Source organism: Streptomyces sp. NPDC007095 (assembly GCF_040634475.1).
Lineage (GTDB): Bacteria > Actinomycetota > Actinomycetes > Streptomycetales > Streptomycetaceae > Streptomyces.
In genome coordinates this window covers 25,303-51,327 of sequence record NZ_JBEYFS010000071.1, presented here as the reverse complement: position 1 = coordinate 51,327, position 26,025 = coordinate 25,303, and the positions used below count along the sequence as shown (strand labels likewise).

At 71.2% G+C, this 26,025-nt stretch carries 26 protein-coding genes and 1 tRNA gene; 13 read left to right on the top strand and 14 right to left on the bottom strand.

Translation table 11 applies throughout. From position 1 onward, the window contains the following. Positions 1–102: 102 nt before the first annotated feature. Positions 103–450 carry an SH3 domain-containing protein gene (locus tag ABZ656_RS24465; RefSeq protein WP_225900601.1) on the bottom strand — a complete coding sequence of 116 codons (348 nt, stop codon included), beginning with the start codon at positions 448–450 and terminating at the stop codon, positions 103–105. 238 nt (positions 451–688) lie between these two features. Here ABZ656_RS24465 and ABZ656_RS24460 point away from each other — a divergent pair, with 238 nt between their 5' ends. Then, positions 689–1,381 carry a class I SAM-dependent methyltransferase gene (locus ABZ656_RS24460; RefSeq protein WP_101402219.1) on the top strand — a complete coding sequence of 231 codons (693 nt, stop codon included), beginning with the start codon at positions 689–691 and terminating at the stop codon, positions 1,379–1,381. A gap of 78 nt (positions 1,382–1,459) precedes the next feature. Here the strand turns inward: ABZ656_RS24460 and ABZ656_RS24455 are convergent. Next, a tRNA-Pro gene (locus ABZ656_RS24455) sits at positions 1,460–1,533 on the bottom strand. A 100-nt stretch (positions 1,534–1,633) separates the two neighbouring features. Between ABZ656_RS24455 and ABZ656_RS24450 the strand changes: the two genes are divergently transcribed. Together ABZ656_RS24450 and cobF are read left to right on the top strand one after the other, a co-directional pair. Then, positions 1,634–2,164, top strand: coding sequence for a DUF309 domain-containing protein (locus ABZ656_RS24450; protein ID WP_360270453.1), 531 nt, complete (start codon positions 1,634–1,636; stop codon positions 2,162–2,164). Positions 2,165–2,468: 304 nt separating this feature from the next. Next, on the top strand, positions 2,469–3,239 hold the full coding sequence (gene cobF / locus ABZ656_RS24445; protein WP_101402217.1) for a precorrin-6A synthase (deacetylating): 771 nt from the start codon (positions 2,469–2,471) through the stop codon (positions 3,237–3,239). A gap of 70 nt (positions 3,240–3,309) precedes the next feature. Here the strand turns inward: cobF and ABZ656_RS24440 are convergent, their stop codons facing one another. Both ABZ656_RS24440 and ABZ656_RS24435 read right to left on the bottom strand, forming a co-directional pair. Beyond that, positions 3,310–4,056: a cobalt-precorrin-6A reductase gene (locus ABZ656_RS24440; protein WP_360270451.1), complete on the bottom strand. Its 747-nt coding sequence runs from the start codon at positions 4,054–4,056 to the stop codon at positions 3,310–3,312. Between the two features lie 21 nt (positions 4,057–4,077). Further along, positions 4,078–4,851, bottom strand: coding sequence for a sulfite exporter TauE/SafE family protein (locus tag ABZ656_RS24435; protein WP_101402215.1), 774 nt, complete (start codon positions 4,849–4,851; stop codon positions 4,078–4,080). Positions 4,852–5,025: 174 nt separating this feature from the next. Between ABZ656_RS24435 and ABZ656_RS24430 the strand changes: the two genes are divergently transcribed. The 8 genes from ABZ656_RS24430 (at position 5,026) to ABZ656_RS24395 (ending at position 12,825) form a co-directional block, all read left to right on the top strand. Further along, positions 5,026–5,847, top strand: a complete 822-nt coding sequence (locus ABZ656_RS24430) for an SAM-dependent methyltransferase (RefSeq protein WP_360270449.1) — start codon at positions 5,026–5,028, stop codon at positions 5,845–5,847. Between the two features lie 228 nt (positions 5,848–6,075). Then, on the top strand, positions 6,076–6,807 hold the full coding sequence (locus ABZ656_RS24425; protein ID WP_360270447.1) for a hypothetical protein: 732 nt from the start codon (positions 6,076–6,078) through the stop codon (positions 6,805–6,807). Positions 6,808–6,915: 108 nt separating this feature from the next. Further along, positions 6,916–8,049, top strand: coding sequence for an acyl-CoA dehydrogenase family protein (locus ABZ656_RS24420; protein WP_101402212.1), 1,134 nt, complete (start codon positions 6,916–6,918; stop codon positions 8,047–8,049). A gap of 239 nt (positions 8,050–8,288) precedes the next feature. Beyond that, positions 8,289–9,443 carry an SDR family oxidoreductase gene (locus ABZ656_RS24415; protein ID WP_101402211.1) on the top strand — a complete coding sequence of 385 codons (1,155 nt, stop codon included), beginning with the start codon at positions 8,289–8,291 and terminating at the stop codon, positions 9,441–9,443. Next, positions 9,440–10,753, top strand: coding sequence for an aminotransferase class III-fold pyridoxal phosphate-dependent enzyme (locus ABZ656_RS24410; protein ID WP_360270444.1), 1,314 nt, complete (start codon positions 9,440–9,442; stop codon positions 10,751–10,753). Before ABZ656_RS24415 ends, ABZ656_RS24410 begins: the two co-directional genes overlap by 4 nt. A 50-nt stretch (positions 10,754–10,803) precedes the next feature. Continuing rightward, the gene (locus tag ABZ656_RS24405) at positions 10,804–11,286 is read left to right on the top strand and encodes an SRPBCC family protein (RefSeq protein ID WP_360270442.1); all 483 of its coding nucleotides are present in this window, start codon (positions 10,804–10,806) and stop codon (positions 11,284–11,286) included. Continuing rightward, positions 11,279–11,851, top strand: coding sequence for a flavin reductase family protein (locus ABZ656_RS24400; protein WP_101402208.1), 573 nt, complete (start codon positions 11,279–11,281; stop codon positions 11,849–11,851). The genes ABZ656_RS24405 and ABZ656_RS24400 overlap by 8 nt, the downstream gene beginning before the upstream one ends. A 104-nt stretch (positions 11,852–11,955) precedes the next feature. After that, complete coding sequence (locus tag ABZ656_RS24395) at positions 11,956–12,825, top strand: alpha/beta fold hydrolase (RefSeq protein WP_360270440.1); 870 nt, start codon at positions 11,956–11,958, stop codon at positions 12,823–12,825. 105 nt (positions 12,826–12,930) lie between these two features. Here the strand turns inward: ABZ656_RS24395 and ABZ656_RS24390 are convergent, their stop codons facing one another. The 9 genes from ABZ656_RS24390 to ABZ656_RS24350 form a co-directional block, all read right to left on the bottom strand. Then, positions 12,931–13,533: a hypothetical protein gene (locus tag ABZ656_RS24390; RefSeq protein WP_101402206.1), complete on the bottom strand. Its 603-nt coding sequence runs from the start codon at positions 13,531–13,533 to the stop codon at positions 12,931–12,933. A 20-nt stretch (positions 13,534–13,553) separates the two neighbouring features. Next, positions 13,554–14,606, bottom strand: coding sequence for an acyl-CoA desaturase (locus ABZ656_RS24385; protein WP_360270438.1), 1,053 nt, complete (start codon positions 14,604–14,606; stop codon positions 13,554–13,556). A 63-nt stretch (positions 14,607–14,669) separates the two neighbouring features. After that, complete coding sequence (locus ABZ656_RS24380; protein WP_101402204.1) at positions 14,670–15,629, bottom strand: VlmB-like protein; 960 nt, start codon at positions 15,627–15,629, stop codon at positions 14,670–14,672. Between the two features lie 45 nt (positions 15,630–15,674). Then, positions 15,675–16,691: a DUF2156 domain-containing protein gene (locus ABZ656_RS24375; protein WP_360270436.1), complete on the bottom strand. Its 1,017-nt coding sequence runs from the start codon at positions 16,689–16,691 to the stop codon at positions 15,675–15,677. Continuing rightward, positions 16,688–17,155 carry a hypothetical protein gene (locus ABZ656_RS24370; RefSeq protein ID WP_360270434.1) on the bottom strand — a complete coding sequence of 156 codons (468 nt, stop codon included), beginning with the start codon at positions 17,153–17,155 and terminating at the stop codon, positions 16,688–16,690. The genes ABZ656_RS24375 and ABZ656_RS24370 overlap by 4 nt, the downstream gene beginning before the upstream one ends. A gap of 2 nt (positions 17,156–17,157) precedes the next feature. Continuing rightward, positions 17,158–18,090, bottom strand: a complete 933-nt coding sequence (locus tag ABZ656_RS24365; RefSeq protein WP_360270432.1) for an SAM-dependent methyltransferase — start codon at positions 18,088–18,090, stop codon at positions 17,158–17,160. A 76-nt stretch (positions 18,091–18,166) separates the two neighbouring features. Further along, positions 18,167–19,738: an AarF/UbiB family protein gene (locus tag ABZ656_RS24360; protein WP_101402202.1), complete on the bottom strand. Its 1,572-nt coding sequence runs from the start codon at positions 19,736–19,738 to the stop codon at positions 18,167–18,169. 133 nt (positions 19,739–19,871) lie between these two features. Further along, positions 19,872–20,492, bottom strand: coding sequence for a hypothetical protein (locus tag ABZ656_RS24355; RefSeq protein WP_360270430.1), 621 nt, complete (start codon positions 20,490–20,492; stop codon positions 19,872–19,874). A gap of 95 nt (positions 20,493–20,587) precedes the next feature. After that, a complete protein-coding gene (locus ABZ656_RS24350) occupies positions 20,588–21,064 on the bottom strand; it encodes a sigma-70 family RNA polymerase sigma factor (protein ID WP_225900915.1) in 477 nt (158 codons plus the stop codon). 734 nt (positions 21,065–21,798) lie between these two features. On the opposite strand from ABZ656_RS24350, the gene ABZ656_RS24345 reads away from it, so the two are divergent. Continuing rightward, the gene (locus ABZ656_RS24345) at positions 21,799–22,065 is read left to right on the top strand and encodes a metal-sensitive transcriptional regulator (RefSeq protein WP_101403943.1); all 267 of its coding nucleotides are present in this window, start codon (positions 21,799–21,801) and stop codon (positions 22,063–22,065) included. Between the two features lie 140 nt (positions 22,066–22,205). Here the strand turns inward: ABZ656_RS24345 and ABZ656_RS24340 are convergent, their stop codons facing one another. Then, positions 22,206–24,602 (bottom strand): M4 family metallopeptidase, encoded by a 2,397-nt coding sequence (locus ABZ656_RS24340; protein WP_360270428.1) that lies wholly within the window; start codon positions 24,600–24,602, stop codon positions 22,206–22,208. Between the two features lie 834 nt (positions 24,603–25,436). Between ABZ656_RS24340 and ABZ656_RS24335 the strand changes: the two genes are divergently transcribed. After that, the gene (locus ABZ656_RS24335) at positions 25,437–25,964 is read left to right on the top strand and encodes an NUDIX hydrolase family protein (protein WP_180362388.1); all 528 of its coding nucleotides are present in this window, start codon (positions 25,437–25,439) and stop codon (positions 25,962–25,964) included. The last annotated feature ends 61 nt before the right edge of the window (positions 25,965–26,025 follow it).

Below are 26,025 nucleotides of genomic sequence, written 5' to 3'. Positions count from 1 at the left end.
CGGCCCTCGGCACGCCGGGCTGAACGGCCGGGGTCACAGGTTCAGTTCCAGCACGAGCGGGCGGTGGTCCGAGATCCCCGTCGCGGACCGCGTGTGGGTCGGTCAGCAGGTGGCGGAGGCCGGGAGGCCGCCGTACTGGTCGCCCTTGAGGTAGACGGCGCTCACATAGCCCTCGGCCAGTCGCACCCAGACGTCGTTGACGTAGCCGTTGTCGCGGATGGTCTCGCCGTGGGTCCAGCAGGAGGCGCCGCGCGGCTGCCCGGCGGCGACGTGCCCGGTGATGTCGGTGGTGGTCGAGGGTCCGGAGCGGACGTTGACGTTCACATACGGCGTGACGGCGTACGGCAGCCCCGCCGCCGCGGCCTGCGCCCCGGCCGCGCCGGTCAGCAGCAGTCCGGTGGCCAGCGCGCCGACGCCCGCCGTGGCGAACGCCTTGGTCCTCATCCTCATGGTCATGCGGTCCTTCCCCGTGGTGGAGTCCGGGCGTGTTCCCGGGCCGGGCCGTGCGGCCCGCCCGGTCACGCCCGGGCCCACCCTGCCGGGTCGGCACCCGGGGGCGGAACATCTTTCGACGACGCTCGAAACGTCCGGCCACGACAGGCCGGTAAGCGTGGGTGGCCCGCGGTTCGAAGCCGGGGCACCGTCCGCGCGGCCCCGCGGCGCGTCGGCCCTGTCGCACAATGGGGCGATGATCGACGGTACTTCGCCGACAACAACCCAACCGCCCCCCGGGCTGGTCAAGGACGACGAGCTGACCGGCCATGCCGTGGTGGCCAACAGCACCATGAACCGCGAACGCGTCCTGGCGGGCGTCAACAGCTACGCCCGCGAACTCGGCTTCTCCCCCGCCGAGTTCCTGGACGACCACGGACCCGCCCCGTCCTGGCTGGACCTGTGCAGCGGAGAGGGACTCGCCCTCCGCGAGGCGGCGCGGCGACTCCCCCAGGCCGCCATCACGGGCGTGGACCTGGTCGGCCCGCTGCTGCGGACGGCGCTGCCCGACGGCCTCGAACTCGTCACCGCGGATCTCGGCCGGTGGTCGCCGGGCCGCCGCTACGACCTCATCACCTGCGTCCACGGACTGCACTACATCGGCGACCGGCTCGCCCTGCTGGAGCGGGCCGCCTCCTGGCTCACCGGCACGGGTCTGCTGGTCGCCCATCTCGATCCCTCGACGCTGCGGCGCCCGGACGGCAGCGACGCGTCCCGCCCGGTCCTGGCGGCACTGCGGGCCGCCGGCTTCCAGTACTCGGCCCGGCACCACCGCCTCAGCCTGCGGGGCGGCCGCCCCGTCACCCTGCCCTTCGCCTACCTCGGCGCCGACCCGCTCGCCGGCCCCAACTACACCGGTCAGCCGGCCGTCGCCTCGTACTACCGCTGAGCCCCCGGCCGGCCCCGGAAACGAGGAAGAGGCCGTACCGAAATGTCCGATACAGCCTCTTGCCCGCGACTTCAAAAGTCGGGACGACAGGATTTGAACCTGCGACCCCTTGACCCCCAGTCAAGTGCGCTACCAAGCTGCGCCACGTCCCGGTGCGTTCACCCGCGGTGTTCCGCGTGATCGTGCGAACAGAACTTTACCCCACGCCGGGGGCTGCTCCGAAGGGGGCGCGGGGCGCGCGACAATCGGGGCATGAACGCAACATCCGGAGGTCGGCGGGACGACGGGCGGGATCGGGACACGACGGGGCGGGCGCGCAACGCCCGGCCGCGGGACGGGCTGGGACGGCCGCTGCCGTACGGCGCCGACGGCGTGGAGCGGCAGCCGGAGGGAGTCGTCCGCGGCCCCGAGGAAACGGTCACCGAGGCGCAGGCGCTGTTGGACGCGGGGAAGCCGTTTCACGCGCACGAGGTCTTCGAGGACGCCTGGAAGTCGGGCCCCGAGGGTGAGCGCACGCTCTGGCGGGGGCTGGCGCAGCTCTCGGTCGGGCTCACGCACGCGGCCCGCGGGAACACCACGGGCGGTGCCCGGCTGCTGCGGCGCGGGGCCGGGGCGGTCGAGGAGTGGGCGGCGGGGGCGGACGGCCGGGACCGTCCGCATGAGCTGGACCTCGCCGAACTCGTCTCCTGGGCAAGGAAGCTGGCGACGGTCGTGGAGCGTGAGGGCGCCGCGATCAGCGCGGTGGCGTGGGCACCCCGGCTGCGGGGCCGCCGGAACCGGTGAGCGCGGGAGCACCGGAACTGACGGATGCGGCGGCGCCGGAACCGGTGAGCGCGGGAGCACCGGAACCGACGGATGCGGGAGCACCGGAACTGGTGAGTGCGGGAGCACCGGAACCGACGGATGCGGGGCCGCCGGAACCGGTGAGCGCGGGAGCACCGGAACTGACGGGTGCGGGAGCACCGGAACCGGTGAGCGCGGGAGCACCGGGGCTGACGGATGCGGCGGCGCCGGTGGGCGCGCGGTGCGTGCGGCGTCACCCGGGTGCGGTGCGTCCACTGTCAGTGGCGTGCGGCAGACTCGGGGTGTGCGAAAGATTCATGTCATCGGCATCGGCGCGGGCGACCCCGACCAGCTCACCTTGCAGGCGGTCAAGGCGCTGAGGAGCACGGACGTGTTCTTCATCCTGGACAAGGGCGAGGTGAAGTCGGACCTCGTCCAGTTGCGCCGTGACATCCTCGACGCGCACATACCGGAGGGGTCCTACCGCCTGGTCGAGGCGCGCGACCCGGACCGCGACCGGGCCGCCGGGGGCTCCGCCTACTCCCCCGCCGTCGGGGACTGGCGCAGTGCCCGCGCCGACATCTACCAGCGGCTGATCACGGAGGAGCTGGGCGAGGACGAGAGCGGCGCGTTCCTGGTGTGGGGGGATCCCGCGCTGTACGACAGCACGCTCGGGATCCTGGAGGAGATCCTGGAACGGGGCGCGGTGGCGTTCACGTACGAGGTCGTGCCCGGCATCAGCAGCGTCTCCGCGCTGGTCGCCCGTCATCGCACCGGGCTGAACCGGGTGGCCCGTCCCGTCCAGATCACCACGGGGCGGCGGCTCGCGGAGGGCTTCCCCGAGGATGTCGACGACGTGGTCGTGATGCTCGACGCCCATCAGACCTTCCGGCAGTACGCCGACGAGGACATCGACATCTACTGGGGCGCCTACATCGGTACGCCCGACGAGATCCTGGCCTCCGGTCCGATAGCCGAGACGGCCCCGCGCATCGAGCGGCTGCGGGCCGAGGCACGCGAGCGCAAGGGCTGGATCATGGACACGTATCTGCTGCGCAGACATCCGCGCGGGTAGCGGGATCGGCCGGGCGGTTCGCCCCACCCGAACCCGGGAAGAGCCCGGGGCGAGCTGACCGGTGCCTCCGTCATCGAGGGCCGAGATCCAGCCGGGCCAGGACCGACGGCACATCCGGCACGGCGGTCACGTCCGCGGGGAGCGGGGGGCGGCGTACGACGACCACGGGGAGGGCGAGATCGCGTGCGGCGGTCAGTTTAGCGGCTGTCGCCTCTCCTCCGCTGTCCTTGGTCACCAGCACGTCGACGCGGTGTGCGCGCAGCAGGGTCTTCTCGTCGTCGGGTGTGAAGGGTCCCCGGGCGAGCAGCACTTCCATGTCCTGGGGCATCGGCGGCTCGGGGGGCTCCACCGTACGGACGAGGAAGTGGAGCTCGGAGAGGTGGGCGAAGGCCGCCAGGCCCAGGCGGCCCGTGGTGAGGAAGACACGGCGGCCCAGGGACGGGAGGAGTGCGGCGGCCTCGGGGAGGGAGCCGGCCCAGTGCCAGCGGTCGTCGGGGCCGGGGGTCCAGCCGGGGCGGCGCAGCACCACGGCCGGGATTCCCGTGGCCGCGGCGGCACGCGCCGCGTTCGCCGTGATGCCGGCGGCGAAGGGGTGGGTGGCGTCGACCACCGCGTCCACACGGTGCTCGCGCAGCCACCGTGCCAGCCCGTCCTCCCCGCCGTAGCCCCCGACGCGGACGTCCCCGTCGAGCGTCCCCGGCCGGGAGACGCGCCCCGCCAGGGACGTCGTCACGCGGACACCTGGGCGCGCCGCCAGTTCGGCGGCGAGTCGGCGTGCCTCGGTGGTGCCGCCGAGGACCAGGACGTGGGGGGACATGACGTCGAGCCTACGAGGTGGTCAGCGCAGCAGGAGCTGCACCCCGCCCACCACGGTCGCCGCGATGACCAGCCGCTCGAACAGGATCTGGTTGATGCGGTGCACGGCCCATTTACCGAGGAGCGCCCCCGGCACGACGAAGATCGCGAGTGCCGCGTCCAGGAGCAGCGAATGCCAGTCGATGAGCCCGAGGCCCACGCTGAAGGGCACCTTGGAGACGTTCACGATCAGGAAGAAGAAGGCCGAGGTGCCCAGGAAGCCGAGTTTACGGAAGCCGGCCGACAGGAGGTACATCGACATCACCGGGCCGCCCGCGTTGGCGACCATCGTGGTGAAGCCGCCGAGGACGCCGTACGAGCGGGCCTTGACCCGGCCGGCCCGGGTCGAGACCGAGTCGGGTTCCTCGCCCTGGGCGGCGGCCCGGCGGCGCCACATCGTCACCGCCGCCATCAGCAGCAGGATCGCGCCGATCGAGGTCCGTACCATCCCGTCGTCGGCCCACACCAGGAACAGCGTGCCGAACACGACGCCCGCGGCGACCGCCGGGAACAGCCGCCACAGCGTGGGCCAGTGGGCGTGCCGCCGGTAGGTGAGCACGGCGAGCACGTCCCCGACGATGAGGAGCGGCAGTAGTACGCCGGTCGAGGCGCGGGCGGGCAGCACGGCGGCGAAGATCGCCAGGCTGACCGTGTTGGCGCCGCTCACGGCGGTCTTCGAGAAGCCCACGAGCAGGGCCGCGGCGGCGAGCGCGGCGAACTCCCAGATGGATATGTGCCAGAGCGTCATCGTGTTCATGCGAGAACCGATGCTAGGCGCACGCATGTCCTGACGTAAGGACCGTCTCGCCAGGTGACCCCTGCGACGGCGGACGGACCCGTGGGTCGGGGCCCCGCAGAATCCCCCCGCCCGGCCCAACTCCCGTGGCAGACTGCTCGAACATCAACACGAGCGTGAGCAGAGGAGTGCCGCATGACCGCGACCGGGCCTTCCGCCCAGCGGATCGACACCAGCAGGCCGCACCCGGCACGGATGTACGACTGGTTCCTCGGCGGCAAGGACAACTACCCGGTCGACGAGGAACTGGGGCGGCGGATCATTTCCACGGACCCGAGCGCTCCCCGCTCGGCCCGCAGCAACCGCTGGTTCATGCAGCGCGCCACCCGCTGGCTGGTCCGGGAGACCGGCATCCGCCAGTTCCTCGACATCGGCACCGGCATCCCCACGGAGCCGAATCTCCACCAGATCGCCCAGGCCGCCGTCCCGGACGCGCGGGTCGTCTACGTCGACAACGACCCGATCGTCCGCGCCCACGCCGAGGCCCTGCTGCGCGGCACCCCCGAGGGCGTGACGGAGTACATCCAGGCCGACGCGCGGGAACCGGGGATGATACTCGAACAGGCCGCCCAGGTCCTCGACTTCGACCGGCCCATCGCGCTGTCGCTGATCGCTCTGATGCACTTCATCGCCGAGGAGGACGGCGCGTACGACCTGGTGGACACCCTGGTCGACACGCTGGCGCCGGGCAGCTGTCTTGTCCTGTCCGCGTTGACCGGCGACTACGACCCCGTGACGGTCGCGACCGGTATCGCGGCGTACGCGGCGGGCGGCGTGACCCTCGTGGCCCGCTCGCACTCCGAGGTCGGCCGCTTCTTCCGGGGACTCGACCTCGCCGACCCCGGGGTGGTGTCGGTGTCGAAGTGGCACCCCGAGCTCGCGCTGGACGAGGACGAGATCGACGACACGCCCGTCCCGCTGTATGGCGCGGTCGGTTTCAAGTCCCCCCGTTCCTGAGGAACCCGCACACCCGCCCCGCTCCTGGCCCAGAGCCATCCCACCGTCGCGCCCGATGTCGGCGACTGCCCCCTGAACAAAGGCGGGCCATCGCGCAAGCCTCCCTGGTGAACGGACAGTTCGACGAGGACCACGGATCCCGGTAGACCGGCGATGACCTTGAGCTTGTACCGTGCGGGCGGTGGCGACCGGGGAAGCGGGAGGCGGGCTGTGGGAGCGGATCACCGTGTGGGGGATGTCCTGTTGGTCTCGTGCCCGTACACCGACGCACGGGTCACCCGTCTCACCCGACGGGAAGTGGTCGTCGAGTGGCCGTGGTGGGAGGTGGACCCGGAGTGCGACTGGATCGAGTGGAACGGTCAGGTGGCCCTGGCAGGCGATCCGGCCTCGTACGACTGGGACTTGGAGCTGTTCCGCACCGAGCCGCCGCCCCGGCACCTCGAGGTCGGCGCGGTGTGCAAGGTCGGCATCCCTCCCACGGTGGTGCATGTGATGAGCGTCGAACGGATGGATCCACCGCTGGAGACAGGACGTCTCCCCCGTCTGGGGACGCAGGTGATGGTGCTGCGCGCGGGACAGTCGCACGATCCCGGCCTGGAGTGGCAGGGCTACGGGATCGCCCCCGACGACGGGATCCCGATCGCCCTCGACCTGCTGCTGCGCCCGTACGCCTGCCTCGTGGCGGGTGATGAGGTCGCGGACGCCGCGGGGCGCGCGTGGCGGTTCGACGCGCCGTGGGACTGGCACCCGTTCGACGGTCAGGAGCCCTCCGAACCCGCCTGGCCGCTCAGTCTCCTGACCCGCGACGGCCACCCCGACGACGCGGCGGCGACCGTCGTGGCGCGGGCGACGCGCAGCGGTTCGCACGAGCAGGAACTCGCCCGCTGGGTGGAACTGACGCAGGCCAGACCCACCCGCCTCGTCGTCGTACGGGACCCGGCCCGGCAGCCGAACCACTGACCCTGTAACTCCCCAACATCCTTTTTGCCCCGAGGGGTTCCGCCGGTTCGCGCGTAAACAGAAACGACGCTGCCGGCGACACCTGAGGATCAAGGAGCAGGGGACGACATGAGATTCCTGGATCGTGAGCGCGCGGCCCTCGCCAAACTGCTGCCCGGCCTCGACGAGAGTCTGAGGGCCGTACCGCTGATGACCCTGGAGGGGCCGAAGAGCCCCGGCATCGGGTTGTTCAGGGAGGCGGGCGGGCCAGGTCTGCTGGCCCCGACCGCCTTCCAGGGCCGGGGTGCCACCGCGTTGGAGACCCTGCGGGTGCAGCGCGCGCTGGGCAGCCGTTCGCCCTCGCTCGCGGTGGCGACGACGATGCACCACTTCTCGATGGCCACGCTGGTCGGGCTGAGCGACTCCGGCGAGGGGCTGGAGTGGATGCTCGTGCAGGGCGTCGCGTCCGAGAACCGGCTGATGGCGTCCGGCTTCGCCGAGGGACGCAGCGGCACCGGCATCCTGTCGCCCTCCATGTCCGCCACGGTGACGCCCGAAGGGGTGCGGATCACCGGCGTCAAGCGGCCGTGCAGCCTGGCCCGTTCCATGGATCTGCTCACCGCCAGCGTGATGGTGCCGTGCGAGGAGGGCGAAGGGGAGGAACTGGCCGTGGCGCTGGTGCCCGCCGAGAGCGAGGGGCTGAGCGTCAGCGGCTTCTGGTCGAGCACCTTCCTGGCGGGCGCCGAGAGCGACCAGGTGACGTTGGACAACGTACTGGTCCCGAAGGAACTCCTGGTGCGCACGGCCTCGCCGGCCGGGGCCCGTCTCGACGAGGTGCAGACCGCCGGCCTGGTCTGGTTCGAGCTGCTGATGACCGGCAGCTACCTCGGCGCCGCGAGCGCCCTCGTCGAACGGGTGCTGCTCAACGACCGGGTGCCCGACGCCGAACGGGTCCGGCTGCTGGTGGAGATCGAGGGCGCGACGGCGGCGGTCGAGGGCCTCGCCCGCCGGGTGGACGAGGGCGCGCCCGACGAGTCCGCGCTCGCCGACTCCCTCTACGCGCGCTACACCGTGCAGGACGCCCTCGCCCGGATCGTGCCCCGGTCCGTCGAACTGCTCGGCGGGCTCAACTTCATGACCTCGGACGAGGTCGGATACCTCGCTGCCTGCGCCAACGGCCTCGCCCTGCACCCTCCGTCGCGCTCGCGGATGACCGGCCCGCTGTCCGCGTACCTCGCCGACGAGCCGCTGACCATCGCCTGATCCGACTCTGCTCGGGCCGGCACCGCATCGGCGTGCGCCGGCCCGAGCGCCCCTCAGGGGCGCGAGGAACGGCGCGACCAGCCACGAACAACCCGCAGTCGCCACCGAACAACAAGAACCGAGCTCATAGGCGCCCGGCGCGCGCAAAACCCCAGCACCCGAACGCCCACCCGCCCGGACACCCGCCCGTCCGTCCGTCCGGCAGGACCTACGCTCACTCGACCGAGGGGATCACCGCCATGCCTCTGTCCCGACCCCGGCCCAGCGCTCCGACCAGCCCGCAACCGCCCGCGAAACGCCTGACGATTCTGCTCACCGGCGGCGCCGGGGTACTCGGCAGAGCCCTGATCGAGGAGCTGTCGCCGGATTTCGGAATCGTCTGCCTGCGCCATCGCACGCCGGTGAACGACCACCGGGTCCGTGAGGTCCGCGCCGATCTGCTGGAACCCGGACTCGGCCTGACCCAGGCGGACTTCACCCAGCTCATCGCCGAAGTGGACCTGGTGGTGCACTCCGCCGCCGCGACCAACTGGAAGGCGGAGCCGGACCAGATCCGGCGGGCCAACCTCGACGGCACGATCGCGATGCTCGACCTCGCCGCCCGTGCCGAGGCCCCGTTCTTCCACATGAGCACGGCCTTCGTCGCCAACCCGCTGGCGCCGGAGGAGCAGGAGCGCTTCCCCGGCGCCGCCGCGTACCTCGCCTCCAAGACGGCGGCCGAACAGGTCGTGCGCGACGCCCCGGTGCCGGGCGTGATCATGCGCCCGTCGGTGGTGATGGGTGACTCCGTCACCGGCCGGATCGCCGGGATGCAGGGGCTGACGCGGGCACTGGGCGCCATCGTGAAGGGGCAGGTGCCGGTGCTGCCGGGAGCACCGGACGCGCGGATCGACATGGTGCCCCAGGACATCGTCGCGCGCGCGGTGGGTGACCTGGTGAGGGCCGGTGTCACGGGCGGCGAGTACTGGCTGACGGCCGGCACCGAGGCGCTGCTCCAGCGTGAAGTGGTGGACACCTGCCTGGAGTTCGCCGACCAGTGGGGACCGCGTCCGCATCCGCCCCGGCTCATCCCGCTGGAGTCGGTGCACCGGCTGCTGCTGCCGCTGATCGAGGGCCCCACGTTCCCGGAGTCGCTGCGCCGCCGCTTCCAGACGTACGCGGAACTGCTGCTGGTCTTCCAGCGGGCCCTCCCCTTCGAATCGTCCCTCGGGTCGCCGCACTGCGGCACGGCCCTCTCGAAGGACGACCTCCGGCGGGCGCTGGTCCGCAACCTGGCCGCCTGGTCCACCGGGCGCGGCGGCATGCGCACCCGCCTGCGTCCGGGGCCCGCCCAGGACACGGCGGCGAGGTCCCAGCCCTCGCAGGCCACCCACACGCAGGAACTGGCGTCATGACGGCGGCCCCCGCCCCCGCCGTGGCGCCCGCCGCCGGATCCGTGGCACCGGCCGCCGACCCCGCCACGGACCGTGCGCACATCGCCCGCCTCTACCGCGAGCACCTCTCCTCCGGCCGCTCCGTCCTCGGCACGGTGCTCGGCGGCATGCTGGAGACGGCGTCCGACGGCGCGTGGGTGTTCACCGAGGACGGCCGCCGCTACCTCGACTTCGGCGGGTACGGGGTCTTCATCCTCGGGCACCGGCACCCCCACGTGACCGCGGCCGTGCACCGCCAGGTGGACACCCATCCACTGGCCGGGCGGGTCTTCCTGGAGCCCGTCGCGGCCCTCGCCGCCGAGGCACTGGCCGCACGGACCCCACCCGGCCTCGACCGCGTCCACTTCGTGAACTCCGGCGCGGAGGCCACCGAGGCCGGTCTGAAACTCGCCCGCGCGCACGGGCACACCGCCCTCGTCTCCACCATCGGCGGCTATCACGGCAAGACCCTGGGCGCGCTGACCGCCACCGCCAACCCGAAGTACCAGCAGCCGTTCCAGCCGCTGCTGCCGGACAGCACGGCGATCCCGTACGGGGACACGGCCGCGCTGGAAGCCACGCTCGCCGAACTCGGCCGCCGGGCCTGCGTGATCGTCGAGCCGGTGCAGGGCGAGGGCGGCGTACGCATTCCGCCGCCGGGCCATCTGGCGGAGGTGAGCCGGCTGTGCCGGACGTACGGGGCCTTCCTGATCATCGACGAGATCCAGACGGGCCTGGGCCGGCTGGGCTCGTGGTGGGGCATGGACGCCGAGGGTGGCATGCCCCCACAGCCCGACGTACTGCTCGTCGGCAAGGGACTCAGCGGCGGTGTCGTGCCCGTCGCGGCGATGGTCGCGACCGGGGCGGCCTACGGGCCGTTCTCCCGCGACCCCTATCTGCACACCTCCACCTTCGCGGCCTCCCCGATCGCCTGCGCCGCCGCGCTCGCCGCGGTCGAGGCCCTGGACCGGGAGGACGTCGCCGCGCGTGCCAAGGCCCTGGGCGAGCGACTGCTCGCGGCCGTCCGGGCCGCCTGTGCCCCGTACACCGGCGGGCTGGTGCGCGAGGTCCGCGGGCGGGGGCTGCTGATCGGCCTGGAGTTCACCGAGGAACAGGCCGTGGGTGAACTGATCCTCGAACTGGTCGGGCGCGGCGTCCTCGTGAACCACTCCCTCAACGCCACCCGGGTGCTGCGGCTGACACCGCCCGCGATCGTCGGCGAGGAGGAGGTACGGCTGTTCCTCACGGCCCTGACCGAGGCGCTGCGCGTCGTCGCGACCCACATCGGCTGACCCGTCCGCTACCGCCGACCCGTCCCTACCGTGGAAAGGCAACACCTCCCATGCGTCACGTGACCGTACGGCTGACCGCCCACGACGTCGACCCCGAGACCGCCTACCAGCGGATCCGTGATTTCCGCCGGTATCCCGAAGTCACCGAGACCGTCCGCGAGGTCGTGGTCCATCCACCCCATGACGACGGCACGGTGGTGTCGGACTGGACCGTGCGCTTCAGGAACGGTCTGATGCGCTGGTCGGAACGGGACGCGTTCTTCCCGAAGACGCGGACCATCGGTTTCACCCAGCTCTCTGGCGACTTCGAGCTGTTCAAGGGCACCTGGCGGTGCGCGTCCGGCGAGGACGGTACGGCGGTGACCTTCGACGCCGTCTTCGACCTGGGTATCCCCACGCTGGCGGAACTCCTCGACCCGGTCGCCGACTCGACGCTGCGCAGCAATATCGAGCGCATCCTGCGCGGGCTGCTCGGCAGGGTCACGCCCACCCCGGCCCAACTCGCCGACAGCGTCGCCCCCGCGCATGGCTGACCTCACCGTCGTGCCCCGCCGGCCCCGTCCCGACGGCCCGTCCGCCGCGGGCTGGGAAACCCTGCGGGACGAGCCCGGCCCCGACACGGTCCGCTGTCTCGGTCTCTACGCCAAGCTGACGGCCGGCGTCACGGTCGTCACGGCGCTGGACGGGGCGGGCCCGACCGGGATGACGGTCTCCGCGCTGACCTCCCTGTCGGCGCGGCCGCCACTGGTCCTCGCGTGTCTGCGCGGCAGTTCCCGCACGCTGACCGCCCTGTGGGAGCAAGGTGCCTTCGCCGTAAATGTGTTGACGGATCATCAGAGGTCGGTCGCCGAACTCTTCGCCGACTCCTCCGTGCCACCCGCCAGGCGGTTCGACGGCAGCCCGGTGCGCCGGGTGCTCGGCCTGCCGGTGCTCGTCGACGCGCTCGCGTGGTCGGTGTGCCTGGTCGAGGACGTACGACCGTACGGGGATCACCACGCCGTCGTCGGACGGGTGATGGCGGTGGAGGTGAACGGCGGACGGCCGCTGCTCTGGCACGACCGAGCGTTCCACGCGCTGCCCGCGGCGACCACCGACTGAGCCCACCAGAAGTCAGGACGGAGGCCCGACCGGGGCTTTTCCCCGGCCGGGCCTCCCCGTGTTCACAACCATTCCGCACACACGACCGAGGCCAAGGAGGCCCCATGTCCCTGCCCCGCATTCCCGGCGTGAACTCCGAGAGCGCCGCGAGCGAACTGCTCAGGACGCCCGAGCGGCTGGCCGGCAACACCCAGTCCGCGACACACCGGCTGATCGCCGGACTCGACGGCGACCCCGAGACGGACGACTGGGGCCTGCCCCCGACACCGGAGCGTCCGCACCCGGTCGTCCTCGTGCACGGCACGCTCGGCGACCGGGAGTCCGTCTGGCGGAAGCTGGCGCCCGCGCTCCGAACGGCCGGGCACCGCATCTTCCGCCTCAACTACGGCGAACTGCCCACGCTCCCCCGTCTGTACGGTCTCGGTGACATGCGCAAGTCCTCCCAGGAGCTCGCGGACTTCGTGGACCGGGTGCTGGTGGACACCAAGGCGTCCAAGGTGGACCTCGTGGGCCACTCGCAGGGCGGGATGCTCCCGCACTACTACCTCAAGTACCTCGGCGGGACCGGGAAGGTGCGCCGTGTCGTCGGGATCGCGCCCAGCAACCACGGGGTCGAGGTGGCGGGCCTGACGAAGCTGGTCCGCCAGGTCCCGGGTGTTCAGGCGGTCGTGGAGGACCAGGTGCTCTTCCGTATCAGCCCGGCCTTCACCCAGCTGCTGCACGACTCGGAGTTCGTGGGTCAGCTGGTGGCTCCGGGCGACACGGTGGACGGCGTCGACTACACCGTCATCTGGTCGACCCGGGACGAGCTGGTCCAGCCTCCCGAGGCCCAGCAGCTGAAGCCCTCCAGGCCGGAACACCCGGTCACCAACACCTGCCTCCAACTCCTCGCCCCGCAGAACCGGACCACCCACCTGGCCATGCCGTACGACCCGATCGTGGTGCGGGAGACGCTCAAGGCACTGGCCGACTGAGTCCCGTACGACGACGGAGCACCCGTACGACGACGGAATCGACGAAAGGGAGGGGGTGGTGCGGGCCCGGTCGGCCCGCACCACCCCCTCCTTCGCCCGGTCGGCTCAGAACGCCGTGCAGCGGCCCTTCTCGCCGGGCCAGAAGCAGACCTGGCCGATGACGTCGAAGCCCGCGACGCCGTCCGGGGTGATCTTGTCGAACCGGGGTGTGGGGATCTGCAGCCCGTTGATCCCGTCGCCGGCGAGCGGGCCGCTCGTCACGGTGCGCTCGGGCACAGGGCTGCCCTGCTTGAGGTCACCCTTGAAGTAGAGGCTGCCGACCTCACCCGTGTTCCAGGTGCCCACGCCGTTGCCCTCCACGGAGAAGGTCGGCGGGAACACACCGAATCTTCCGGTGCCGTTGACGCCGAAGACGATGTCGGTCAGCTGTGGTGCCGCCCCGCTGGGCGAGCGGCAGTCCAGGTACCCGATGTGCCCGGTCACCTCGGCCTCCTTGACCCGCACACTGAGCGGCGGACTGAAGTTCACCTCGGCGTCGAGGCGGCACACGAGGTCGGGGACCGGTGCGGCCCGTACCGCGGCCGGTTCGGCCTGGGCCGCGGGGGCGGCCAGGGCCGTGCCCGCGAGGAGGGCGGCGGCCAGCACCGACCTCCTGCCGAGGCGGGACAGCGGGGACATCTTCGATTTCGCCTTGACCGAGAACGTCATTGCGTCCGGTTTCCTTTCCTTCAGGCCGTGGCCGTGGTGCCACGGAGAACTTCGCTCGCGGAGCCGAGGTGCTCGGCGAGGTCGCGGTACGACTCCAGGACGCCCGTCTCGACGTACGGGATCTCCCGCTCGACGCAGAACTGCTTGACGAGCGGATAGGCGCGGCGCAGCGCCGCCCTGGGCATGCCGGGGAAGAGGTGGTGCTCGATCTGGTAGTTGAGGCCGCCGTAGAAGAAGTCGCCGATGTAGCCGGTGGGCAGGGTGCGCGAGGTGAGGACCTGGCGCTCCAGCCAGCTCCACTCCTTGCCCACGCGGGTCGGCAGGCCCTTGTGGTTGACGGCGAAGGCGAGGCCGAGCAGATAGCCGAGGAGTACCTGGTGGACGGCCAGGAAGAGCAGGACGGACGGCCAGGGCAGGAGCACGAAGAGCGCGCCGAAGAACAGCACCGCGTGCAGCACCATCAGGCCGCCCTCCAGGAGGGGCTTGCGCAGCGCCCGGCGGCGCAGGGCGATGACGCCGGCGATACGCAGCACCAGGGCTTCGAGGCCCAGCAGCGGGAAGAACAGATAGCGCTGGTTGGCGGCGAGGAAGCGGGCGAATCCCTTGCGGTCCTGGGCCTGTTCGGGCGCGAAGATGGCCACGCGCCGCAGGATGTCGGGGTCGAGCTCCAGGTGGTTGGGGTGGTTGTGGTGCCGGTTGTGGTGCTGCACCCACCAGCCGAAGCAGACCCCGAGCATCAGGTTGCCGTGGACCAGGCCGAGGGCCTGGATGAACTTGCGGGACCGGGTGATCTGACGGTGTCCCGCGTCGTGCACGAGGAAGGCGAGCTGCTCGTGCCAGACGGCGAGCCACACCGCGGCCAGGACCACCTTCCACCAGGTGCCGCCGGAGAAGACCAGCGCGGCCCAGCCGAGGGCGTTCATCGACCAGACCACCGCGATCCCGGTCACGTACTGGCCCGTGCGGGGCCGCATGAGCCCGGCGGCCTGGACGCGCCGGGTCAGTTCGCGGAAGTCCTCGTCCTGCGCGGCCGGTTCATACGGTGAGGAGTTGGCTGCCGGGCTGTCGGTCATCGGTGTGCCACCGACCCTTTCGTTGTTGGACGCCCGCGGTGCGGGCGGGTGTGCGCGCACTGTTCACGTGGTCAGACCCATGTCCGTGAGGCGCGCTTCCTGGGTGACGCGCGACCATTCCGCGGCGGCGAGCATCCGTTCCTCGGCGGTGGTGTCGACCAGGCGGCGGCCCGGCCACAGCTCGTAGTCGCCTGCGAGGTCGCGGTGCTGGTCCAGCCCCTGCTGGTAGAGCTGTTCGCGGCGGAAGGTCATCTGCTGCACGGGGAGTTCGGACCACAACCGCATACCGCGCACGACGAGTTCGCCGATCCGCTCCAGCTCCTCGGGGTGTTGCCGGACATGGCGGCGGACGATCGTGGTGCCCACGGAAAGATGCCGGATCTCGTCGATGCCCGCGGCGCGTTCGATCTCGGCGGCGGGCGCGTCGAAGGGCCGCCATTTGCGCTCGCTCAGCTCGGCGGTGGGCGCGAGGACCCCCTCCACCAGGACGGTGAGGGTGATCACGCCGCCGATGTAGTCGCGTTCCTTCTCCATCACGGCGAGCCCGAACTCCTCCAGGGGATTCAGGACGGCGTCCCGGTCGACCCCGGCGAGCGACTCCATGGTGGCTTCCAACTCGTTCCGCGATACGCCCAGTTCGAGCAGGTGACCGCGGAAGGCATAGGCGTGCCGGGCCTCGTCCATCAGCTGGGAGGTGTAGAAGTCCATCCCGGCGAGGTCGGGGGCGTACGCGACGAGGAAGGAGATGGCGCGGGCCGCCTTCTCCTCCGCCATCGAGCGGAAGGCGAGCTCCTGCATGACGGCCTGGCGCAGCGGCCCGTCCACCATCATGTGGTCCGGCACCGGCACGTCCGGGGAGCGGCCCAGGGGATCGCCGCCGAGAGTGCCTTCCGGTACGGCCCGGAACCAGTAGCCGAGATCGCAGCCCTCCGGTGTCAGCTCGGTGCGCAGCGCGCCTTCCAGGAGGCCCGGGGCGCGGTGCCGGTCGGCCTCCACCGGGAACTTCTCGATCGATGTGGTCATTTCAGCCTTTCTGAGTCATGGGGACGGCCGGAGCCCTGGAGCGGGTCAGACCGACTTGGTGAGGCGCATCAGCTGCCAGACGGCGCCGGGGCTCACCCGGCCCTGGAAGGCCAGGTACTCCGGTTCGATGAGCTGTGGGCGCCATTTGAGCTTGAAGGACTCCTGGGCGGCCGCCGGATAGACGGCGCGCCCCTTGGCCGCCAGCACCTCCACACAGCGGTGCAGGAAGGCGCTGGTCGGACCGGGTGCTGCCGTGTCCGGGCCGAGCTGGACGAACGGGGTGAAACCTAGATGCAGCCAGCCGCAGCCCTCGTCCTGGAACCGGCGCAGGGCGGTGGCGAACAGCAGCTCCACCGTGCCGGGCGGGGCGTCCGGGAGCCGCCGTGTGAGGTCGTACAGCCAGCCGGCGTGTTCGCCGAAGACCGGTGAGTACGACACGTAACCGACCGTCCGTCCCTCGTGGACGGCGGTGAACAGGCGCCGGTGCGGTGCGCCGGGGCCGCCGCGCTCGCCGATCAGGAACTCGAGTTCCTTGACGTGCCGGCCCTTGGCGCGCAGCCACGCGGCGTCCACCGCGTCGAGGGCCGCGGTGACGTCCTCGCCGTCCCGCTCCCCGGCGGGCACCTCGACGACCGAAACCCCTTCTCTGCGGCCCCGGTTGACCATGTTGCGCACCTTGACCATGCGCTGTCCGCCGAGGCTGTACCCGTCGAGCGCGATGCTGAAGGAGGCACCGAACTGGTTGACGACGAAGCCGTGTCCGGCGTGCAGTTCGGCCTGCGGGCGGGAGAGCTGGACGGCGGCGACCCGGCGTCGCTCACTGCCGGCCCGTGCCAGCAGCGCGGTCAGCAGGCTCGGCCGGTCCTCCACCGCGCATACGGGCCCGCCCAGTTGGAACAGGTGTCGTCGGCCGGCCTCCCGGTACGGGACGAAGCCGTCGACACCGTCCGTGCGGAAGCGGCGGTTCCCGCTGTTCATCGCGAGGAAGGCGCTGCTGTGGCTGCCGTACCGGCGCAGCATCTCGTACGCCTCCGTGTCTGCCGGTGCCTGTGCGGCGCTCACCGCACCGCCGCCTTGTGCCAGGGGACGGTGGCGAAGTCCCGCAGCGGGCCCTGGACGGCGGGGTGCGGAACCGGCTCGAAGGACACGGTGAACGACTTGGCGAAGTTGCCGAACAGCGCCCGGTCCCCGAAGAGATGGATGGGCAGCACCAGCAGCGCCCACTCCCAGCCGTACGCCAGGACCCAGGAGCCCAGGACCGCGCCCTGCACGCTCAGGCTGTGCATGGTGTTGTAGAGCACGTAGTAGACGCGGGAGACCTGCTGGTCGGGACTGCGGTGGTAGGCGAGCGCGCCCGGCAGATAGCCGATGACGTCGACGTAGGCGAACAGGACGACGGCGACCCACCAGCGCACCTCGGCCAGGTGCGCGAGGAAGAATCCCGCGGCCACCAGGAGCCCGAGCAGGTATTCGAGGCGCAGCAGCCGGTAGGTGGTGGGGGTCTGGCAGAGATTGTGGCCGTCCACGGTCACCGCCCGCCGACCGGGCTCGTCCCGTCGTCCGGGGTCGCCCCGCCCTCCGGAGTCGCCCCGCCGTCCGGAGTCGTCGCGGTGACCAGGATCATGCTGTCCGTCTCGACCCCCGAGAACGCGGCCAGATGCGGGGCGAACCGCTCGACGGCGTACGGCAGTGCCAGCAGGTCCGCGACGCGCGCCTGCCAGCCGTGGCCGCCCCACCAGCGATCCGCGTCCGCGAGGTGCCACACCCACGGTGTCCCCGTGCCGGACAGGGCCTCCAGCCAGGGCTTCACGAAGGGCGAGTCGGCGGTGTCGGCGTTGAGGCACTCGGCGCCGAGGCTGCTGCCCGGCGCGGAGAGCGCGCTCACCGTGCCGATCAGCCGCTCCACCGCCTCCGGTGCCAGGTAGAAGAGCAGCCCCTCGCACAGCCAGGCGGTGGGCCGGCCGGGGTCGAACCCGGCGGCGAGCAGCGCGCCGCGCCAGTCGCCCAGCAGGTCGGCGGCGACCGTGGTGCGCCGGGCGGTGTCCGGCGTACGTCCCTCGACGACCCGTGCCTTGAAGCTCTGTACGGCCGGCAGGTCGACCTCGAAGACATGGGTTCCGGCGGGCCAGTCGAGCCGGAAGGCACGGGTGTCGAGCCCCGCTCCCAGCAGGACAACCTGCGCGCGTCCCTCCCGGGTCGTGGCGAGCAGGTGGTCGTCGAAGAAACGGGTGCGGACGGCCAGCCAGTCGGGCAGCACCTTCTGCAGGACGCCGGCTCCCGGCGGGGCGCCGGCCGCCCCGGCGGCGTCCAGGAACTCGCCCGCGAGCCGGTCGTCGAAGAGGGCGTCCGTCCGCGCGGACTCCTGGGCCCGCATGCGGACGGTCCACAGGGCCGTCTCCGAGACCCCGTCCAGGGCGCCGGGAGCCGCTTCGCGCTGAGCGTCGTGTTGCTGCATGGGCATGGGTGATTCCTTTGTGCGTGCGGTTGACATGGGCTGTGGATGGGGGTGCTGACGGTGGGTCGGATGGTGGGACGGGTCAGCGGGGTGTGCGGCGGCGGTCGAGGAACAGGGCCGCCGCGCCCAGTGCCATCAGGCCGCGCGAGGGTGACCAGGGCCGCTGTCCGCCCATGGAGGAGGGCGTGTGCGGCTCGTGGAGCTGGAGCGCGAACTGGCGGTTGGCCGCGTCGGAGAGCAGCCCGCGCCACTGTTCGGGGGCGGACGCGGCGGCCGAGAGCAGGTCCATCGTGTTGCGGGCGACCTGGTCCACGGAGAAGTACTCGCGGATCAGCGCCAGGATGATCCCGCGCGCCTCCGCCTTGAAGACCTCCGCGAGGGCGATGTCCGGCGCGAGACAGCGCACCGAACCCTCCAGGTTCGCGAAGGACTTGCCGAGCAGGGAGATGGCGGGCGCCGAGCCGATGCCCCGCCGGGTCGCCTTCTCCAGGACGGTGGTCAGGGACACCCCGAAGTTGATGTCCTCCAGGGAGGCGGTGGCGACCTTGGGGACCAGCGCGGCCATGTCGGCGGCGAACGCGGGCAGGTTCGACCAGGCGGTGACCCGGCCCATGTCGGCCCACGCGCGGGCGAGACCGTGGCCGTCGTTCTGCGCGATGGCCATGAGCAGGGGCAGCAGCTGGAGGCTGGTGCGCCGGTCGAGGCGGCCGACCATGCCCCAGTCGATGAGGGTGGCCGGACCGCCGGGCAGCGCGAAGACGTTGCCCGCGTGCGGGTCGGCGTGGAACATCCGGTCGACGAAGTACCCGCGGTACATGAAGCGCAGCAGGTCCTTGCCGATGTCCGTGCGCTCCCGGTCGCTGAACGAGCGGCGGTCGAGATGACGCACGGAGGTGCCGGGCGCCAGCGACTGGATCAGCACCTTGGGGGTGGCATGGACGACCCGGGGGACGGACAGCGACGGATAGCGGCGGATGTTCTCGCGGGCCTCGTCCATGTTGCGGGCCTCGCCGGTGAAGTCCAGCTCGGGTTCCATCGCGTCGAAGATGGAGCCGAGCATCGCCTCGACGTCGATGACCTCGTTGAATCGGGGTGCGGTACGGGCGACGATCCGGGACGCCTTGCGCATCAGTGCCATGTCCGCGCGGACGGTGTCCCGGATCCCGGGCCGCTGGATCTTCACCACGGCGGGCCGGCCGCCGGGCAGGGTCACCCGGTAGACCTGGGCCAGCGAGGCCGCCCCGAGCGGGCGGACCGTCTCGATGTCGTCGAAGCGGCGCTTCCAGTCCATTCCCAGCTCCTCCTGGAGCACGGGCTCGAAGAGGGCGAAGGGCTGGATGTCGACCTGGTCGTGGAGGTTCTGCAGTTCTCCGATCATGGAGGCGGGCACCATGTCGGGCCGGGTGGAGAGGATCTGGCCGAGCTTCACGTAGAACGGGCCGAGGCTCTCCAGGGCGTGCCGCACAGCCTTCGCACGGCGTGCCCCGTCCACGGAGGTGGTCCCGTCCCCGGCGGAGGCCTCGCCTTCCGCCGGGGAGTTCGGGTCCTGCCGGGACCGCCGGCGCTCCCGCGTCACCTGGCCGACCTCGTCGGCGACGAGGCTTCCCAGTACCTTCACAACCAGCCGGAGCCGACTGCCGAGCATGGCACCCATGTGTCACAACCTCCTGTGCCTGACGAGTTCCGTCGGTCATCCGTGCGATCGCCCCCGCACGTGGGTCATGCGGCGCGATCACTCACCCGAGGTGAGGCGGTACGCGCCCGGTGAGCCCCGGTTCAGCGGCGGCTCAGCCGCTCTTCCTCGCCGCCGGTGCCCGCCCGGCGCCCGCCATGGCGCCGGCCACCCCCTGGACGCCCTCCAGCACGTTCACCAGGGAGGCGACGAGTTCGGAGAGCTGGGCGATCTGCCGGGGCAGCGCGGCCAGGCCCTCCGCCATGTCGGTCGCGCCCGAGACGGCCGAGGCCGCCCCGCCGGCGACCTGTCCGAGCGCGCCCAGCGGATTGGCACCGCCGAGGGCGCCGAGCGGGTTCGCGCCGCCGCCCGCGAGGGCCGCGAGCGGATTGGGCGCCCCACCGCCCAGTGCGGCCAGCTGGTTGGGCGCCGCGCCGGCCAGAGCGGCCAGCGGGTTGGCGGCGCCGAGGCCGGCCGCGGCGTTGGCCGCGTTGGCGAGTGCGGCCACGGGGTTGGCCACGCCGCCGAGTGCGGACAGCGCGCTGACCGTCCGCAGCACATCGCCGGGAAGCCCGTTCAGCGCCTGATACGGATTCCCCGGGGTGAGCCAATCCGCGAAATGCGAATCGTCACCTTTCCGGTCGAGAATTTCATCGAATGCCTTCTTGGTGCTGTCGGCGATATCGCCGATGAAATCCTTGATGGCGTCCTGGGTGTTATTCTTGCTCACGGTCACTACCCTTTCCATGTCATCCGCACTCCCGGAATTCGGGAGCCGTTTTCGTCCCCACTCCCGGCCTGCGCCGGACGCGGGAGGAATGCGGAAATCCGTTATGCCGCGGCGCCGTCGAGGGCCCTGGCGCAGAGCAGCCGCAGCCGAGCCCGCCCCCGGGTGAACGCGCCTTCGGCCGCCTTGACCGAGATCTGGTGCATGCGGGCGAATTCCAGCGTGGAGATCCCATGGGCGCGGGCGAGGACCACCTGTCGCTCCCGGCCCCGCAGCAGGTGCACCTGGCCGAGCAGCCAGCGTCCGAAGTCCTGGTCGCACACGCCTTCGTCAGGCAGCTCGGGTCCGCCCACGTCCGCCGCGCGGCGCAACAGTCGCCGCCTCCGCTCCAGTTCGCGGTAGTGGTCCACACAGAGACGCAGGGCGACCGAGGTCAGAAAGGGACCGATCCGGTCCTGGTCGAGATTGCCGTGGGCAGCCGCTCTGAGCATCGCTTCCTGAACGCAGTCCTCCGCGTCCTGAGCATTCGGCAGCCGGCGGCGGACCAGCCTCATCAGTCGCTCCCGGTGGCTGGCGATCACATCCCAGGAGAACTCCCGCCGCACCTCTTCCTGGGATTCGTGGCTTGCTCGATCAATCGCTCGATCGATGATTTCGCACTCATCCAAGTGGTCTAACAATTCCCTGTGATCCATGACCCCGAGCTTGATTCCCTGGTGCGAATCAGAATATTCGCACGGCCTATCCCCACCCGTCGCGAAGGTTCTTTTCCGAGTCAACACACCGACAAACCAGAGGGAATACGGACCACTCATCCGCATGGAAAACGGAGGACTTCGTTCCGGCGCACCCCATACCGTGCTACACATTTCACGCATGCATCTGCGGCACCTCACGTCTGCGGAAACGTCACGCCATGAGCGGCGCCGCACCAAAAGGGAGCCGAAATCACATCCGCCTCAGCGGCGCGGGGGCCGATCGCGCCAAAATCCTCGACCGCGGACGGGCACCCCGGGGCCGGCCTCGGACCACGGTGAGGGTCCGGGAACGGGCCGGGCCGCCCCGAGGGGCCGCCGCCACCCCGAAAGTCGTCGCGGCCGTCTGGCTCGTTCTCGCCGCCGGACCCGGCGCCCTCTCTCCCTCGGCGGCCTCCCCCTGAGGGTCGCCCGGGCGAACCGGCCGCTTGACGAAGCCACGATAAAGAAGGTCATCGGACCGGGCAGGCCGGCAGCCGGCCTCCCGGACAGCCGCCCCCATTGATACCCCGGGGGGTAAACTCAACGGCACCATCCCGAGGAGGACCCACCCCATGGCCATGTCCGTCGACGAGGAAGCCAGTACCGCGATCCTCAACCGCCTGCGCCGCGCTCAGGGGCAGCTCGCCGGCGTCATCGCCATGATCGAGGCCGGCCGCGACTGCAAGGACGTGGTCACCCAACTCGCCGCCGTCTCGCGCGCGCTCGACCGAGCCGGATTCAAGATCGTCGCCGGCGGGATGCGCCAGTGCATGGCCGCGGCCGACGACGAGACGCCCCCGATGTCCGAGGCCGAACTCGAGAAGCTCTTCCTCGCCCTCGCCTGAGCCGGCCCGGGAACGACGACGTCACGGGAGCGACGACGTCACGAGGACGACGACACACCGACGCGACGTGGGCCACCCTGGCGGGTGACCCACGACGCGGCTGTTGCCGGAGAGGCGTCAGACGGTGTCGATCGGGTCGATCAGCTGGTCGTGACGGCGGTGTCGTCGACGACGAAGCTGGTCTGGAGCGAGGAGTCCTCGACCCCGCTGAACTTCAGAGCGACGGTGGTTCCGGCGAACGAGGACAGGTCGAAGGTCTTCTGCGTGTAGCCCGTGGCCTTGTTCAGGTTGGAGTACGTCGCCAGCGTCGTGGTGCCGGCGGTGACCGTCAGCTTGTCGTACGCGGTGCTGGTGGTCGTCTCCGCGCTGTCGATGTGCAGATAGAACGTGAAGCTGGCCTTGCAGCCGGACGGGATCGTCACCGACTGGGAGAGCGTGTCGGTGTGCGTCGAGCCGTAGCCGTCCAGCCACGCCTTGTACGAACCGGCGTGCGCCGCCTGGCTGCTGGAGTTGGTGATGACGCCGCTGGTCGCGGTCCAGGTGGTGTTGCCCGACTCGAAGCCGGGGTTGCCGAGCAGCTGCGTCGAGGTGCAGGTGCCGCCGCCTCCGGAGGAGCTGACGGTCCAGGTGAAGGACGCCGTTCCGGTGGCTCCGGTGCTGTCGGTGACGGTGACCGTGGTGCTGTACGTCCCGGCGGTGGTCGGCGTCCCGGTGATCGCTCCGGTGGAGCTGTTGATCGACAGGCCGGTGGGCAGCCCGGTCGCGGCGTAGCTCAGCGAGCCGGTGTTGGTGCTGCTGGCCGAGATCTGCAGGCTCACCGCGGTGCCGACGGTGGAGGACTGGCTGCCCGGGCTGGTGACGGTCACCCCGCTCGACGGCGGCGTGACATGGCTGCCGACGTTGATGCCCGCGAAGGCGTTCGCCACCCCCGCGTACTGGGTGGAGCCGGCGCCGTACAGGGCGGTGGCCGCGTTCAGGGCGGCGGTGCGAGCGCCCGCGTAGTCGGTGCTGGACGTCATGTACGAGGTCAGCGCCTTGTACCAGATCTGCAGGGCCGCGGCCCGGCCGATGCCCGCGACGGCGACCCCGTCGGAGGTCGTGCTGTTGTACGTGACACCGTTGATGACCTTGGTGCCGCTGCCCTCGGAGAGCAGGTAGAACATGTGGTTCGCCGGGCCCGAGGAGTAGTGGACGTCCAGGTTGCCGACGCCTGAGTACCAACTGTCCGCGGAGCCGCCGTCCTTGCTCGGCTTGTCCATGTAACGCAGCGGCGTGCCGTCGCCGTTGATGTCGATCTTCTCGCCGATGAGGTAGTCGCCGACATCGCTGGAGTTGTTGGCGTAGAACTCGACGCCGGTGCCGAAGATGTCGGACGTGGCCTCGTTGAGGCCGCCGGACTCACCGCTGTAGTCCAGGCCCGCCGTGTTGGAGGTGACACCGTGGCTCATCTCGTGCCCGGCCACGTCGAGCGAGGTGAGCGCGTGGGTGCCGCCCGAGCCGTCGCCGTACGTCATGCAGAAGCAGCTGTCGTCCCAGAAGGCGTTGACGTACGCCGAGCTGTAGTGGACGCGCGAGTAGGCCGCGACCCCGTCGTTCTTGATACCGCTGCGGCCGAACGTGTTCTTGTAGAAGTCCCAGGTCTCCTGGGCGCCGTAGGCCGCGTCCGCGCCGGCGGTCTGGGTGTTCGAACCGGCTCCGGTGCCCCACGTGTCGTCGGAGTCGGTCATCAACGTGCCCGTGCCCGACGTGCCGTTGTTGAGGCTGTACGTCTTGTGGCCGCCGCGCGTGGTGTCGTTCAGCTGGTACGTCGAACCGGACAGCGTGGTGTTCAGCGTGACCGTGCCGCTGTACTGGGTGTTGCCCGTACCGGTCTTGATGCCCTGGTAGCGGTAGAGCTCCTGGCCGGTGGTGGCGTCGGTGATGACGTGCAGCTGGCTCGGGGTGCCGTCGTCCTGGAGGCCGCCGATCACGGTCTCCCAGGCAAGCTTCGGGGTGCCGCTGCCGGCCCAGATCACCTTGCGGGCGCTGTCGGTGGTGGGCTTCTCGGCGGCCAGGGACTTGGCGGCCTTCAGCGCCTTGCTCGCGGCGGCGGACTTGGTGAAGGTCGCGGTGGTGGAGGCGACCTTGATGGTCCGCTTGTTGTTGAAGGTGCTGCTCACCGTGCCGGCGGCGAGGGAGGCCGACGGGGTGTGCACGATCACGTCGCCGCCCAGCACCGGCAGGCCGGCGTAGGTGCGCTCGTAGCGGGTGTGGAGCGTGCCGTCCTGGTCCTTGACGACGTCCTTGACGACCAGCTTCTCCTTGGCCCCGAGGCCCAGGGTGCCGGCGGTCGCCGTGGTCTTCCGTGCCGCGCTCTTCAGCAGTGCCGAGTGCTGGGCGGGGGTGAGCTTGGCCTCCAGGCCTCCGGTGCGCAGCGGACTGGGGTGGGGGGCGGCAGGCTTGGCGGCCGCGGGGACCGTCTGTATGCCGACGGCCAGGAACGCGGCGGTGGCCGCCAGCGCTCCGGCTGCGGCCGCCTGACGGGGAATTCGTCTCACTCGTACTCCTACTGCTGCGGCCGCGCGTCGACGGCCGGTGACAGACCCGGGCAGACGGGATGTGCTGGCCGGGACGAGCTGAGCAGTGCGGGGCCCCTGCGCAGACCGTGTGAGGCCTGTCCGGCAGGTGAGGAAGAAGAATGACAGCTTGACCCAGACATGTCATGCAGGTCGGGGGCAATCGAGGGTTAACCCTCGACGACGTTCGCGTGGGGCGCACGGACGAGGTTCACCCGGGGCGCACAGGGGGGCGCCTTCACCCGGATGGCGGCGCCCGGCTGACCTCGCGACCACCTCCGGGTCGTTCACCACCCCGGCCGCGACTTCGCCGGTGGCACGGCGACGGAGTACGCGAAGGCGGAATGGGGATAAGCCCGGAGAGCACGGCATCGCGCCGGACCGTGCCCCAGGGTCGGCATCCCTCCTTGGTAGTACGACCGGGTCGCGCATCTGCTCCTCAGGGAGAGGTGCGGGTGACCCGTGAGCACGACGCGTGTGAGCGCGGCGGCGTGGAAGCTGGTCGTACGAGTCCGAGGAGGCCGCCATGAACCGCCAGATCCGCATTCGCCCCAGCCGTCGCCCCGCCACCGGGCGCGAGGTGACGATCGACCGCAGGACACCGTCGGGCCGTCTGCTGCCCTACTGACGCGACGGCTGCCCTGCTGATCCGACGCCCGCCCTCCCCATCCGACGACTTTCCTCACCGATCCGGCCAGTCGGCGTATCCGTTCCGCCGCGCGCACGTTGTGGGTGATGACAATGGCCACCAGACACCACGGCGAGCACTGCGCGCGGATCCGGAAGGGTTGAAAGTATGATCACCCAATGTCTGACATGACCGAGACCACGCCGGGCTGGCTGACGCCCGACGAACTCGACAGCGCGCGCGCACGCATGCCGATCCTGTACGTCGAGGCCGTGCCGGTCCGCGTCGACGACAACGGCGAAGTCACCAGCATCGGACTGCTGCTGCGCATAGGGCCGGACGGGACGGTCAGCCGCACCGTCGTCTCGGGCCGGGTGCTGCACCACGAGCGGGTCAGGGACGCCCTCCTGCGCCACCTGGAGAAGGACCTCGGCCCGGTGGCGCTCCCCCGCATCCCGACCTCGCTCCAGCCCTTCACCGTCGCCGAGTACTTCCCCACGGTGGGCGTCACGCAGTTCCACGACCCCCGCCAGCACGCGGTCTCCCTCGCCTACATCGTCCCGGTGACCGGCGACTGCCGCCCCCGGCAGGACGCCCTCGACCTGGTCTGGTTCAGCCCCGAGGAGGCCTCGTCACCCGCGGTTCTGGACGAGATGCCGGGCGGTCACGGAGCCCTCCTCAAGCAGGCCCTGGCCCATGTGGGCCGGCTGTCCTGACTTCGGGCCTCCGCTAGCGTCGGCGCGGCCCCCGGTCAGGCATTCTGCCGCGGGGGGTGGT